Origin of the sequence: Hymenobacter convexus, from assembly GCF_030580955.1 — a bacterium.
GTDB lineage: Bacteria > Bacteroidota > Bacteroidia > Cytophagales > Hymenobacteraceae > Hymenobacter.
Window position 1 is genome coordinate 1 of sequence record NZ_JAUQON010000017.1, and the last position, 14,003, is coordinate 14,003.

At 64.0% G+C, this 14,003-nt stretch carries 8 protein-coding genes; 4 read left to right on the plus strand and 4 right to left on the minus strand.

All coding sequences use genetic code 11. The features are described 5' to 3' along the window. The first annotated feature begins 133 nt into the window (after nt 1-133). Nucleotides 134-625 carry a gliding motility lipoprotein GldH gene (locus Q4S41_RS23800; protein ID WP_305033621.1) on the plus strand — a complete coding sequence of 164 codons (492 nt, stop codon included), beginning with the start codon at nt 134-136 and terminating at the stop codon, nt 623-625. Between the two features lie 162 nt (nt 626-787). Here Q4S41_RS23800 and Q4S41_RS23805 read toward each other — a convergent pair whose 3' ends face one another. Continuing rightward, nucleotides 788-982, minus strand: coding sequence for a cold-shock protein (locus tag Q4S41_RS23805; RefSeq protein WP_305033622.1), 195 nt, complete (start codon nt 980-982; stop codon nt 788-790). 155 nt (nt 983-1,137) lie between these two features. Between Q4S41_RS23805 and Q4S41_RS23810 the strand changes: the two genes are divergently transcribed. After that, on the plus strand, nt 1,138-2,334 hold the full coding sequence (locus tag Q4S41_RS23810; protein WP_305033623.1) for a hypothetical protein: 1,197 nt from the start codon (nt 1,138-1,140) through the stop codon (nt 2,332-2,334). A gap of 75 nt (nt 2,335-2,409) precedes the next feature. On the opposite strand, the gene Q4S41_RS23815 is transcribed toward Q4S41_RS23810, so the two are convergent. After that, nucleotides 2,410-4,773 carry a M1 family metallopeptidase gene (locus tag Q4S41_RS23815; RefSeq protein ID WP_305033624.1) on the minus strand — a complete coding sequence of 788 codons (2,364 nt, stop codon included), beginning with the start codon at nt 4,771-4,773 and terminating at the stop codon, nt 2,410-2,412. Between the two features lie 149 nt (nt 4,774-4,922). Then, complete coding sequence (locus Q4S41_RS23820; RefSeq protein ID WP_305033625.1) at nt 4,923-5,867, minus strand: hypothetical protein; 945 nt, start codon at nt 5,865-5,867, stop codon at nt 4,923-4,925. A gap of 149 nt (nt 5,868-6,016) precedes the next feature. Between Q4S41_RS23820 and Q4S41_RS23825 the strand changes: the two genes are divergently transcribed. Beyond that, complete coding sequence (locus Q4S41_RS23825; protein ID WP_305033626.1) at nt 6,017-6,613, plus strand: DinB family protein; 597 nt, start codon at nt 6,017-6,019, stop codon at nt 6,611-6,613. 146 nt (nt 6,614-6,759) lie between these two features. On the opposite strand, the gene Q4S41_RS23830 is transcribed toward Q4S41_RS23825, so the two are convergent. Further along, a complete protein-coding gene (locus Q4S41_RS23830; protein WP_305033627.1) occupies nt 6,760-7,563 on the minus strand; it encodes a porin family protein in 804 nt (267 codons plus the stop codon). A 197-nt stretch (nt 7,564-7,760) separates the two neighbouring features. On the opposite strand from Q4S41_RS23830, the gene Q4S41_RS23835 reads away from it, so the two are divergent. After that, on the plus strand, nt 7,761-13,994 hold the full coding sequence (locus Q4S41_RS23835) for an alpha-2-macroglobulin family protein (protein ID WP_305033628.1): 6,234 nt from the start codon (nt 7,761-7,763) through the stop codon (nt 13,992-13,994). Nucleotides 13,995-14,003 lie beyond the last annotated feature (9 nt).

Consider the following 14,003-nt stretch of genomic DNA (forward strand, 5'->3'; position numbering starts at 1 on the left):
GTGCCGCCGCCCGCCCCCTCAACCGCCGCGGCGGCCGGGGCCCGGCCGGCGAGGGCGGCGCAGCTCCGGCAGCGCCCGCGCCGGCGGGTTCGTAGTTGGCCCGTTGTATTGTTTTTGAATGCTAATTCTTCGCATGAACCAGCGTTTTGCCTTCCGGGCGGCCATTGTGGCCGTGCTTCTTTGCGTGCTTTCGGCCTGCGACCCCAACCGGGTGTTCGAGCAGAACATCGACTTCCCGAATAACTCCTGGGATGTGCAGCAGAAGCCTTCCTTCACCTTCGCCATCGAGGACACGACGGCCCTGTACGATGTGCATTTCAACGTGCGCCACGCCTCGGCCTACGGCTACTATAACCTCTATGTGAAGCACACCCTGACCGGCCCCGCCGGACCGGTGGGCCAGCCCGGCCTGCACCAAATGCTGCTGATGGACCCCAAAACCGGCGAGCCCAAAGGCAGCGGCACCGGCGACATCTACGACATCCAGTTTCTGGCCCTGCCCAAGCAGCATTTCGCCAAAGCCGGTAACTACACCCTCACTTTGGAGCAGTACATGCGCCAGGACCAGCTGCCGGGGCTAATGGCCATGGGCGTAGAAGTGACGAAGCACGTGGAGAAGAAGTAGGCTGGTGCCGCTAAGTCGGTAAAAAAAGCACGTCATGCTGAGCGTAGTCGAAGCATCTCTACCGCAGTAGTAATCCCTTTCGATTGGATTAGTTACGCGGTAGAGATGCTTCGGCTGCGCTCAGCATGACGTGCTTTTTTGTTCTACAACCCTGCTGCCTACTTATTGAATACGGGTGACGTCCACGGCGTTCGGGCCTTTTTTGCCGGCTTTGATGTTGAACTGAACCCGGTCGCCTTCCTGAATTTCGTGGATGAGGCCGGTTTGGTGGACGAATATTTCTTCCTGGTTATCGTCGGCGATGATGAAGCCGAAGCCTTTGGTGTCGTTGAAAAACTTAACGGTGCCGGTAAGCATGTGCGTGGGGAATGAAAATGAAGGGACGGGAATAAGACCCGGCGCCGGGCCAGGGGCTCAGCTTGGGCAAAGGTAAAATGGGCACGCTGAACCGCGGCTGCACCGGCGCGTATAGCCAGGGAGTTTATTCCTCACCGATTCCCGCCCCCGTCATTATGGACAACGAGCAACTGAACCTCAACACCGAGCCCAACGACATCGCCGGCAACCGCATCGACGGGCCGGTGGGCAACACCGCCACCCAGCACACCGCACCGGGCGCCGGGGTGGGCCAGCCCGGCGGGCCACCCGCCTCGCAAAAAGCCCCCGGCGCCACCCCGGACGTGAGCAGCCCCGCCGCTCCAGCGTCGAGCGAGTCGTTGGCCGCGTCGGAAACCAGCGTAGGCCAAGGGGCTGTGGAAGTTGACCCGCAGCCCCAGGAAAACAAAGAGGCCGACCCCGCCGACCTGGTGCCGGAAGGCGCTTACGGTGGCAATTTCAGCAACAGCACCCAGGACAGCTACCACGACCAGGCCCGCCGCGACAACCAGGACAGCGACGCCAGCCGCGGCGAATTTGGCGCGCAGGACCTAGGCGGCACCACCCACGGCGGCTTCGGCAATCAGAACCGGCTGGCCGACTACGAGCCCCGCGACAGTGCCGAGGACCGGTACTACGGCGGCCCCGGCGCCCCCGGCCCCCAGGACAATGCCTACCGCAGCTACGACGGCCGCGACCAGCGCCCCGACTCCCGCACCGAATACGGCTTCGAGGCCGGTACCACCGCTGGTCTTGACCCCAGCGCGAAAACGGCCGACACCAACGACAACGGCTCCCCGAAGGGCACCGACAGCGGCTACGCCAGCGACTATGGCCACACGTCGCTTCGGGCAGCCGCCAGCAGCACCCCGCAAGGCGATGCCGCTGGCCTCGACCGCCGCAACCAGACCGAGGATTACATGCCCGCGCCCGCCAGCCCCGCCAATGCCACCGCCGGCACCGCCAACCCCGAAGCCGGCAGCCAGCACCCCGCCAGTGGCCAGGGCTACGGCGACCGGGGCCGCAACCAGCCCAACGAAACCGCCAACCCCAGCACCGGCGACGCCCGCAACGGCTACAACAGCGCCGAGGCCAACAAGGGGGATGAAAACAAGGGCATCGGCTCGAAAGGCGGGTCGTACAACGACCAGTACGACGACAGCCAGCCCAACAGCCGCGCCGGCTCGCCGGCCAAAGGTGAGGAGCGCACCGAAGACCGCAGCCAGAACTACGGCACCGGTGCCCGCGCCGTAAACCGTACTTCAGAAGAAAACGCCGCCGACCACGGCGCGCCCCAGCGCAACGCCGGCCGCGACGGTGCCGCAGACGAATAAGCAGCTTGGTTTGAATTTGCATCAAAAAAGCCCCGTTGGATTTCCAACGGGGCTTTTTTGGTAAGTAAGCCGGCGCTATTTCGTGCCGCCAACCGGGCTTTCGGGCTTTTGCGAAGGGCTGGTGGCTTGCTGCATGGGGTTGGGCAGGGTTTGTTGCTGCTGCTGAAAAAGTTCGAAGCGGGAAGCGGTGGGCTGGCGGGGGAAGGCGTTGTTGCTCAGGTCCGTGTCGGCCGTCTGCTGGAAGGGGTCCAGGACGAAGCTGATAACGGGCTTTTGCGTCACGAGCACCTTGGTGACCTGAGCGTTGTTCTTGCGCCAGATTTCGGCCGGGATGGTCTGGATTTCCTGTGAGTTGTCGGCGTAGGTGAGCTGGACGATGACGGGCATCACCAGCCCGCCCACGTTGCGCAGGGCCAGCTCGTAGAAGTACTGCGGCCCGCCCAGGCGCTTTTGCTGCTCGGGCGAGAGCCCAGCCAGGTAGGCCTGGTAGCGCTGCTGGTCGGCGGGCGTGACGGCCAGCGGGTCAAAGCCGTTGTAGAAGTCCTTGAGCTCAGGCTTTCCCTCCACCAGCGTTTTGGCGATGTCCAGGGCATTGCGCTGGGCAGAAATGGACGGCGCGGCGGCGGCCAGGGCCTGCTGCTGGCGGGCCTTTTCCACGGCGGGGTTGCCCGTGGCGGGCTGGTAGGCTTTCACCGACTCGAGGGCCAAGTCGCAGCGGTCGGTGGTGTAGAACCAGCCGCGCCAGAACCAGTCCAAGTCCACGGCTGAAGCGTCCTCCATCGTGCGGAAAAAGTCGGCGGGGGCGGGGTGCTTGTAGGCCCAACGCTGGGCGTAGGTCTTGAAGGCGTGGTCGAACAGCTCCCGGCCCATCACCGTTTCGCGCAGGATGTTGAGGGCGGTGGCCGGCTTGGCGTAAGCATTGGGTCCGAACTGCAGCACCGACTCCGAGTTGGTCATAATTGGGGTTTGCAGGCTCTTGTCGGTGCGCATGTATTCCACGATGCTGGCGGGTTCGCCCAGGCGAGTGGGGTAAGTGCGCTCCCACTCCAGCTCCGTGAGGTACTCCAGGAAGCTGTTCAGGCCCTCGTCCATCCAGCTCCACTGCCGCTCGTCGGAGTTCACCATCATGGGGAAGAAGTTGTGGCCCACTTCGTGAATAATCGTCCCAATCATTCCATATTTCCGCTGCGCCGAGTACGTGCCGTCCTTCTCGGGACGGCCGGGGTTGAAGCACAGCATCGGGTACTCCATGCCGCCGATGGGGCCGTGCACCGAAATGGCCACCGGGTATTGGTACGGGATGGTGCGCCGGGAATACGACCGGATGGTGTGCGCCACCACTTCGGTTGAGTACTGGCCCCACAGCGGGTTGCCTTCTTTGGGGTAGTAGCTCATGCACAGCACCGACCGGCCTTCCTGCTCGATTTGCATGGCGTCCCAGATGAACTTGCGCGAGCTGACCCAGGCGAAGTCGCGCACGTTTTTGGCGGCGAATTTCCAGGTTTTGGTAGCCGTGGCGCGGCTGGCCTCGTTCTTCACGGCCTCGTCCTGCGTGATGATGAGCACGGGTTTGGTGGCTGTTTTGGCGGCGGCCAGGCGCTTTAGCTGCGTGGCGCTGAGCACCTGGGTGGCGTTCTGGAGCGTGCCGGTGGCGCCCACCACGTGGTCGGCCGGCGCGGTGATGCTCACCCGGTAGTCGCCAAAGGGCAGCGCAAACTCACCGCTGCCCAGAAACTGCTTGTGCTGCCAGCCCTGGTTATCGGAGTACACGGCCATGCGCGGGTACCACTGGGCAATTTCGTATAGGTAGTTTTTGTCCTCGGGGAAATACTCCCAGCCGTTGCGGCGGGGGCGCGTGCCGTTCACGTTGTAGTGCCACCGCACGTTGAACGCGAATGCCTGGCCCGGCCGTAGCGGCGTGGGCAAATCCACGCGCATCATGGTGTAATTGGTCACCGTGTGCAGGGCTTTGCCGTCTTTGCCGGTCACGCTCTCAATCTTGAAGCCGCCGTCGAAACTCGGCAGCAGGGTTTCCAGCGCGGCAAAGCTCATTTTGTCCTGCAGCTGGCCGACTTCCGTGGTGGCCGTTATCGAGTTCTTGGCCAGCACGTTCTGGTCGAGCTGCACCCACAGGTAAGGCAGCGTATCGGGCGAGCGGTTGGTGTAGGTGATGGTTTCGTGGCCGCTCACGGCCTGCCGGGCGTCGTCCAGCGTAACGCTGATGTCGTAGTCGGCGCGCTGCTGCCAGTACTCCGGGCCGGGCGCGCCGCTGGCCGTGCGGTAGGCGTTGGGCGTGGGCAGCATCGTTTCGAGCTGCGCGAATTTGTCGGTGCCCGAGTTGGTGGTTTGGGCCTGCGCGGCCGCGAGGGGCAGCAGCGCAAAGCTCAGCAGCGCCGTGCAGCGCCGGGGAAAAAGGGAAACGGGTAAGCAGTTTTGCATCCCCTAAGGTAGTACCCCATTGCGCGTTCGAACCGATTCGCTTGTCATCCTGAGCGCAGTGAAGGACCTTCTCACGCCTGCGCAATTTGTTCAGGCGTGAGAAGGTCCTTCGCTGCGCTCAGGATGACAAGCGAATTTATGCGCACCCTCTACCGGTGCACCTTCACCTTGATATCGTACTGATAGCGCGGCTGCCCGCCCAGCGGAATGGCGAAGAAGGGCAGGGCGGTATCGTACTGGTCGGTCACGTACATCACCATGTCGTTGGGGGCGGGCTTGGTGGACGTGAGACGGAAATCGAGGCTGAGGCCGTGCTCTTTGTCGGCAATGGGCAGGGTGCTGCTGGTCCATTCGCCGTCGCCGCTCATGGCGCCAGGCTGGCCGTTTTTGGCAATGCTGAACACGTTGAGCGTGGCCGCGTTGTCCACATCAAAATTGCTCTGCTTGATGCTCACCACCTTGTCGTTGACGAAAGGGTAGAGGTGCACCGTGGTTTTGCTGGCCGTGGCCGGCAGGCGGAAGCAGTACTCGTAGGTGAAGGCATTGCCGCCCTCTACCGACACGTTGGCCGTAGGGCTGGTGCTGAAAAAGTAGCGGTACAGGTTGCCGTCGTTGCCGGTGAGGCCCCGCGCCACCAGCTTGAAGACGCGGCCTTTAAATTCGTCCACCTGCTCGCCTTCCAGCGGGTTGAGCGGACCGAAGGTATACCACTTGCCATCGTATTTGGCGTCGTTGCCGAAGGTCTGGCTTTTGAGCAGGCGGCCGGTGGGGTTGGGGTTGGTGGGGCGCGGGTCGCGGGCCTGCGGGCCGCTGAAGGTGCCCGGGCCGCCGTAGAGGCTGAATGAGGTGGTGGTGTTGGCGGCGCCTTTCAGGTCGTCGTTTTTGCCGCCGCAGTCGGGGTCCCACACGCGAATGTAAACGGGCGTGCGCTGGTTATCAGGAATAAGGAAGAAGAACGTCTGGCTGAAATCGTCGTCGCCCCACATCTTGTCCGACTGCGCGCCGAAGGTAACCAGGCTCTCCACCCGCTCGCCGGGGTTGGGCACGGCCTGGGCCTGGGCGCCGGCCACTGGCGCGACTAGCAGTGCCACCAAGGCACTATGTAATAAGAAACGGTGTTTTCCCATGCAGCCAAGATACCGTATGCGGGCCAATTGCCTCCTCCGGGCCGAGGTATTACGCCGGTAAGTAGCCGGAATCAGTTGCTAAATTGTATGTTTACGGTTCGTTAGTCCCTGCGCCCATGCCTGCTGCCGTTCGCGCCACCTCAGATTTCTTCGACCAACTGACTAATGACCTGCTGGTGCTGCGGGTGATGGCGCAGCAGCGTTTTCGTCCCCTGAGCGCCGAGGAACTCAACCGCCGGCCCAGCCCCAGCCGCTGGAGCGCCGGCCAGTGCCTCGAACACCTCAACATCGTGGGCGGCTACTACTTGCCCAGCATCGCGGCCCGCATTGCCAAGGCGCAGGCCCGGGGCTCCAAGCCCGCGCCTTTTGTGAAGCAGGGCTATATCGGCCGCCGGTTTATTGAGGCCATGCGGACGCCCGCCAGCGTCAAAACCTACACCTCGCCCCAGCGCTACGCGCCCACCGGCACCCGGCTGCCGCGCACCGTGGCCGAGGTTTTCAGCCGCCAGATTGACGAGCTGCTGCGCCTCACGCTGCTGGCCCGCCAGGTAAACGCCAACGCCGTGCGGATTCCCAACGCCATTTTTCCGCTGCTGCTGTTTCGCCTCACCGACCAGCTGGAGTTTATGGTGGTGCACATTCAGCGGCACGTGGCCCAGGCCGAGGCCGTGCTGGCGGGCAACGGCGTGGCCAGCAACGCCAAGGCCGCCTAGTCCCGTAATAGAATCCAAATTCAGTAAAAAGCCCGTTCCAGATTAGTGGAACGGGCTTTTTTGATGTGTTCGTTAAAGGAGCCAGAACGTCCTGCTTCGGCGGCGCTCAGCAGGACGTTCGGTTTTGCCTGTACAATCTCACCGTCTTACTTGCTGCCGAAGAAGTAGTTGGCCGCCAGCTGAAAGCCACGGTTGTAGATTTTGCCGTTGGTTTCGTTGCCATCCGGGTCGTTAGGAGTCAGGTTCAGCAAGCCAAGGCCGTAGCCCAACTGCGCCTGAAACGGGCCGAAGCGGTAGCCCACGCCGGCATTCAGGCCGGCATCGAACCGGCGGAAGGTGGCAATGACCGTTGGGGAGCTGTTGATGCCGTTATTCGACGCGTTGTTCAGCTGCTCGTTGGCATTCTGCCGGCTGCCGTATTCAATGGTGAGCGCGACAGGAAAGGAATTGGCGGCCCCCGTTATCAGCACGTCGGGGTCATTGCTGGTGATGGTGAGGTTGCTGGTGCCGCTGCCGCCCACCCCAAAAGCCACGTAAGGCCCGGCAAACAGTTGAAAGCCATGGTCTTCCTGAGAAGTGTAAACCACGTTCAGCGGAATTTCGAGGTAGTTAAGCTTGGGTTTGGCCACGTAGTTGACGGTGGTGACGTAGGGCACCGAGGTGTTGTCGACGGCCGAAAACTTCAATTCGGCGCCTTTCTGGCTGAACAGCAGCGAGGGCTGGAAGGCGATTTTGCCGAAGCTCATGTTGAGCGTGCCGCCCACCTGTACCCCGGTCAGGGCCTTGGCTTCGTTGGAAAGGCCCACCGGAATGTTGGGGTACTGGTAGGAAAAGGTCGAGATGTTCAGGCCCAGCCGGGGCCCGAATTCGATAGACGACTGCGCCTGGGCGGTGGTAGCCGCGCCGACGATACCCGCCGTGAGCAGGAGTGCAGAGAAAAGGTTTTTCATGAATGAGGAAAATTGGAAAGGGTAAAAAAGTGGAAAAAGGCCGGTTTTCCGGCTTGGACATGAGCGACAAAGGTAAGGCCGCCGCCCGGACGGGCCACCCAACGGAATAGCCGCCGGAATTCGTGTGGGCCGTGTGCAATAAAACCGCGCCGGGCATCTTTATAACCTCAACCTTTTCCTCGCGTTTGCCTTAGCCTATGCGTTTTCTCCTTTTTGCCTGCCTGCTTCTGACCATGTTTTTCAGCGCCGACTCTGCTTCGCCCCCGCCATCCGGGCCCTACGCGGCGCGCTGGAAAAAAATTGACGCGTTGCTGGCCAAAAACCAGACGGCTACGGCCGCGCCGCTGGTGCAGGCCATTTATCAACAAGCAAAAAAAGCCGGCGATGACCCCGCTTACGTGCGGGCGCTGCTCTACAAAATCCGGCTGTTGCAAGCCCGGGAGGAAGACGACACCGAGAAATCCATTGGCCTGCTTGAAACGGAGCTGAAAACGGCCACTTTCCCGGCCCGGCCCATCTTGCACTCGCTGCTGGCCGAGCTTTACGTCAACTACCTCAACCAAAACCGCTACCGCCTCTACCAGCGCACGGCCGGCGCCAAACCCACCCTCGACGACCAAAAAACGGCCGACGGCGGCACTGGCCTCGCCACCTGGGACATGGGCCGGTTGGGCACGGCCATCGTGCGGCATTACTACCAGTCGGTGGAAGACGAGCCTCAGCGCCAACTCAAAACCACGCTTGCGCAACTCGGCGACCTGGCCACGGCCGGCGACGCCGAAGGCCGCGCCCTGCGCCCCACGCTCTACGACCTGCTGGCCCAGCGCGCCATTGAGGGCCTGAAAAACGAGGAGCTGTACATCACCAAGCCCGAGCAGCAGTTTCAGCTCATTGAGCCCAAGCTGTTTGGCACCGCCCAGGAGTTTGCCGCGTTGAAGCTGACGGCTCCGGCCGGCGACTCACTCAACGGCCAGTTTCATGCGCTGCAATTATTGCAGCGCCTCACCGCGGCGCGCCAGCAGGCCAGCTTGGTAGGCACGGCCCCGCAGGTCCTCGCGGCCTTGGCCGATGTTGACCTGCTGCGCCTCGACTACCTCGATGGCCTGGCAGAAGGCACGGACCTGGCCGCGCAGTACCTGCCCGCGCTGGAGCGCATGGCCGAAACGTATAAACCCTTGCCCATCAGTACTGAATTTATGGCGCGGCGGGCCGAGGCAATACGCGAAGCCGGCGACAACGTGGCGGCTGTGCAGCTGGCCCGCGAGGCCGAAGCCCGGTTTCCGAAGTCGCGCGGCGCGGCGCGGGCCCGGCAGCTGCGCGCCGAGATTGAGATGCCCGAGGTGGCGTTTTCGGCGGCTGAGGTGGTGGTGCCCAACCAGCCCTGGCGGCTCGACGTGGTGGCCCGCAACGCCACCAGCCTGCATGCCTGGGCCTACCGCATCCCGCTGAAGGCCTGGCAGGCAGGGGATGAAAACGACGGCCGGCCAGTGGCCAAGCGCTACGCCCGCGCCTTGCGGGCCGCGCCGGCTACCAGCTGGGCGGTGCCCGCGCCCGCGCATGCGCAGGACTACAAGGACCAGAAGTTTGCGGTGGCGGGCGCGGCCTTGCCCGCGGGCTACTACGTCGTCCTCATCAGCAACCAGGCCACCGAGCCGCTGGGCAAGCGGGCCGGGACCGTCACGGCGTCGGCGCTGGTGGCGGTGAGTAGCCTGAGTGCCACCTGGCGCAAAAACCCCGATAACGGCGAAACCAACCTGTTGGTGCTGAACCGCCAGAGCGGGCAACTGCTGGCCGGCGCGAAAGCGCAGGGCCGCTACGGCCGCTACATCAGCAAGCTGAACCGCACCACCTACCGCCTGGGCGCGGCCCGGGTGTCGGACGCCGGGGGCCGCACGACCCTGCCTGCACCAGAGGCTGGCCCGGCTGGCTCCAACACCGAAATACTGGAGGGCGCGTGGCTGACACAGGGGAATGACTCGCTGTGGCTGCCCATTTCCAACCCCTACCTCGGGCCGATGAAGCAGCGGGCGATGCCACCGCAACGCCGCATCTTCCTCTTCACCGACCGCGCCATTTACCGGCCCGGACAAACGGTGTATTTCAAGGGGATTTTCACCGAGAGCCAAAACGGCAAAGCCCACCTGCTCAAGAACGAGCCGGGGAGCGTGCGGCTGCTGGACGTGAACGGCCAGACCGTGCAGACGCGGGATTTCACCACTTCCGATTTCGGCAGCTTCAATAATTCGCTGGTGCTGCCGGCGGGCCTGCTGAATGGCGAGTTTCAGTTGCGCACCGACCACGGCGGCATCAGCATTGCGGTGGAAGACTACAAGCGGCCCACCTTCCTGGTTAGCATTGATTCGGTGCCGGGCCGGCCGCAGCTGGGCCAGCCGCTCACCGTGGGCGGGCGGGCCCGGGCCTACGCCGGGCCCGCCACCGACGGCGCTACGGTGAGCTACCGCGTGACGCGCCGCGAGCTGTTTCCACTGTTTGACTACGGCTACGGCGGGCGCGGGCGTTACCTGCCCGGCGGCAACCGTGGCACCCAGGAAATTGCCCACGGCACCGCCACCACCGACGCCGAAGGCCGGTTCAGCATCACCTTCACGCCGCCGCTGGTGCCCAAGCCCACCGGCCGGCGTTGGGAGCCCGGCTACCTGTTCGAAATCACCGCCGATGTGACCGACGCGGCCGGCGAAACCCGCACCGGCACCCGCAGCGTTTCCATCGGCCGCAACCCGCTCAGCCTCCAACTCACCGGCCCCGACGAGGTGGATAAGCAGCACCTGCCCGCCTTCCGCCTGCTGAGCACCAACGCCACCGGCGAGCCGCTGCCCGCCACCGGCACCCTGCGCCTGCTGGCCCGCCGCTACCGGCCCAACCCGCCCGGCGTGCCCGGCCCGGCGCCCGAAACCGAGGAAAACGAGCTCCCCGCCGAACTGGTGAAAACGCTGGCCTTCGACACCAAAACCAGCCCGGTGCTCGACCTGCAAGCCGCGCTGGCCGCTCTGCCCACCGGCCGCTACCGCCTCGAAGCCTTCGCGGCCGAAACTGATACGGCCCGGCACGATTTCACGCTCTACGATTCGCAGGCGGCCACCGTGCCTTTTGCTACGCCCGACTGGTTTGTGGCCACGGCCGATACCGTGGCGCCCGGCCAGTCAGCAACTTTGCTGCTGGGCAGCAGTGAAGCCGATGCCCGCATCCTGCTGGAAGTGGAGCGCGAAGGCCAGCTGCTGCGCTCCGAATGGCTGACGCTGCGCGCCAACGAGCAGCGCCGCCTCAGCATCGAGAGCGGCTCGGCCACGGCCGTGGGCCCGCTCTACATCCACACGCTGCAGGTGCGCGACGGCCGCCTCTACCGTCACGATGCCATCGTGCAGGTGACCGAGAAGCCGCAGCCGCTCCGGCTCAGCATAGCCACCTTCCGCGACAAGCTCCAGCCGGGGCAGAAGGAAACCTGGCGCGTGAGCATTCACCAGGCCAACGGCCAGCCCGCCACGGCCGAGCTGCTGGCCACGCTCTATGACCAGAGCCTGGACGTGTTCCGGCCGCACAGCTTTATGGGGCTGGATTTTGGGCGGGCGTATTACCCGGCGCGGTTTGGGTGGATGGGGGATTTTGAGGAGGTGAATTCGACGGAGATTATTCAGCCGGGGAACTCAGATTCGGCAGGCGGCAATTCGTTGGATGAAAAGAACTATCCAACATTGAAAACCTGGGCTGACTTTGAAGCGAAAGCAGATTATATCAAGGCTTATGTAGTCGCTGATATGGAAAGCAAATCAGCAGATGACAGACCGGGAAATGCCCGGATGATGATGGCTGCCCCAGCGCCAATGGCATCAGGCGTTCGGATGGCATCGCAGAAGCAGGGGGTGGCTAGTTCGGTAGGGAGCGGCTATGTTGGCCCAAGCGCTATGGTGAGCCAACAAAAAGAGCCTGCTGCCCCCAACCTCTCCGCCGTGCCCACCCGTTCCGATTTCCGCGAAACGGCCTTCTGGATGCCGGCTCTGCACACCGATAAGAACGGCGACGTGGTGCTCGAATTCCAGATGCCCGAGGCCGTGACGCGCTGGCAGCTGCTGGCCCTGGCCCACGACCAGAGCCTGCACTGTGGCCAGCTGGCCCGTCAGCTCGTCACCCAAAAGGAAATCCAGATTACACCCAACGCGCCGCGCTTCCTGCGGCAGGGCGACACCTTCACCTTCCCCGCCAAGTTCTCGAACCTGACCGACCACGCCACCAGCGGCACCGCCCAGCTCTTCCTCCTCGACGCCGCCACCGGCCAGGACCTCACCAGCCAGCTACTGAAGGGACCGGCGCAGCAAAGTGTATCGGCTGCCGCGCACCAAAGCACCCCGCTGGGCTGGGAACTCAGCCTGCCGAGTGATTTCGCGCCGGCCGCGGTGACGTACCGCGTGGTAGCGCAGGCTGGGGATAAGGAAGAGGGAAAAGGGGATAAGAAGAGCAAGAAAAAAGGTCGTCAGGCTCCCCTCTCCGCTGGGAATGCGACTGAGCATTCTTCGGGGACGGGGGTGAGGTTTTCGGACGGCGAGGAAAACACCCTGCCCGTCCTCCCCAACCGCATTTTGCTCACCGAAAGCCTGCCGCTGCCCATCGTGGGGCCCGGCACGCGCACCTTCGAGCTGAGCAAGCTCACGAGCTCCAACAGCACCACGCGCCGTAACTACAGCCTCACGCTGGAAATGACGGCCAACCCCGCCTGGTACGCCGTGCAAAGCCTGCCCTACCTGATGGAGTATCCCTACGAGTGCTCTGAGCAAACCTTCAGCCGCCTCTACGCCAACCTGCTGGCCGCCCAGATTCTCAGGGCCAACCCGCGCTTCAAAACCGTGCTGGCTGAGTGGACGCGCCAGGCCCAAAGCGGCACCCCTGCCCAGAAAAACGCCCTCAGTAGCCAGCTGGCCCAAAACCAGGAGCTGAAAAACCTGCTGCTCCAGGAAACGCCGTGGGTGCGCGACGCCCAGGGCGAAACCGAGCGGCTGGCCCGCCTCACCGAGCTGTTCGGCGAAACGCGGCTGGCCGGCGAAACCAGCCGCGCCCTGCTCAAGCTGCGCAAAATGCAGCTGCCCAGCGGCGCCTTTCCGTGGTTTGAAAAAATGCCCGACGACCGGTACATCACCCAGCTCATCGTGGCCGGCTTCGGCAAGCTGAAAAAGCTGGGCGCCTTCGATGCCGAGAAAGACGACACGGGCCGCGAAATCCTGACCAACGCCCTGCGCTACCTCGACGCCGCGCTGGCCGACGACTACGCCCGCCTGCGCAAAACCAAGAACGTGAAGCTGGCCGAAAATCACCTCGACGACGAGCAGATTCAGGCGCTCTACGCCCGCAGCTTCTGGCCCCAGCCGGCCGAAGCGGCCAGTGCCAAAGCCTCATTCGCCTACTACCGCGAGCAGGCCGCCAAGTACTGGCCCGCCCAAACGCGCTACCTGCAGGCCCAAACCGCCCTGGCCCTGTTCCGCCACGACGCCAAGGCTCCGGCCGCCGCTGAGATTCTGCGCGGCCTCTCGGAAAACGCCCTGCACTCGCCCGAGCTGGGCATGTACTGGAAGGAAGTGCGCGGCGGCTACTACTGGCGCGAAGCCCCCGCCGAAACCCAGGCCACCCTCATCGAAGCCTTCGACGAAGTGCGCCACGACCAAAAAGCCGTGGACGAGATGAAGCTCTGGTTGCTCAAGCAGAAGCAGGCGCACAGCTGGGAAAGCACCCGCGCCACCGCCGACGCCTGCTACGCCCTGCTGCTGCGCGGCTCCGACTGGCTCACGCCCGCCCAGCCCCTGCAAATCACCGTTGGCGGCCAGTCCGTGAAGCCCGAGGCGGCGCAGGCCGGCACCGGCTACTTCAAAACCAGCTGGCCTGCCGCCGAGGTGCTGCCCGCGCAGGGCAAAGTCACAGTAAATAAGCCCGACGCCGGTGTGGCCTGGGGCGCGCTCTACTGGCAGTATTTCGAAGACCTCGACAAGGTGACGGCCGCCGCCACGCCGCTCAGCCTGGAGCGCGAGCTCTACCGCGAAACCCGCACGGCCGGCGGCCCGGTGCTGGAAAAGCTTACCGCCACGTCTCCCCTCAAAATTGGCGATGCGCTGGTGGTGCGCCTCGTGCTCCGCACCGACCGCGCCCTTGAATACGTGCACCTCAAAGACCAGCGCGCCGCCGGCCTCGAACCCATCGCCCAGACCAGCGGCTACCGTTACCAGAACGGCCTAGGCTACTACGAGAGCCCCCGCGACGCTGCCACAAACTTTTTCCTGAGCGAGGTGCCGCGTGGCACCCACGTCTTCGAATACCGACTGCGGGCCAGCCAGGCCGGCGACTTCTCCGGTGGCCTCAGCCAGGTGCAGTGCCTGTACGCACCCGAGTTTGGGGCGCATTCGGCCGGCGGGCGACTGCGGATAGCGCGGTAGCCGCTTATC

Coding starts and splice junctions, on each gene's coding strand:
- Q4S41_RS23800 (WP_305033621.1), top strand. CDS start 134: ATGAACCAGCGTTTTGCCTTCCGGGCGGCCATTGTGGCCGTGCTTCTT.
- Q4S41_RS23805 (WP_305033622.1), bottom strand. CDS start 982: ATGCTTACCGGCACCGTTAAGTTTTTCAACGACACCAAAGGCTTCGGC.
- Q4S41_RS23810 (WP_305033623.1), top strand. CDS start 1,138: ATGGACAACGAGCAACTGAACCTCAACACCGAGCCCAACGACATCGCC.
- Q4S41_RS23815 (WP_305033624.1), bottom strand. CDS start 4,773: ATGCAAAACTGCTTACCCGTTTCCCTTTTTCCCCGGCGCTGCACGGCG.
- Q4S41_RS23825 (WP_305033626.1), top strand. CDS start 6,017: ATGCCTGCTGCCGTTCGCGCCACCTCAGATTTCTTCGACCAACTGACT.
- Q4S41_RS23830 (WP_305033627.1), bottom strand. CDS start 7,563: ATGAAAAACCTTTTCTCTGCACTCCTGCTCACGGCGGGTATCGTCGGC.
- Q4S41_RS23835 (WP_305033628.1), top strand. CDS start 7,761: ATGCGTTTTCTCCTTTTTGCCTGCCTGCTTCTGACCATGTTTTTCAGC.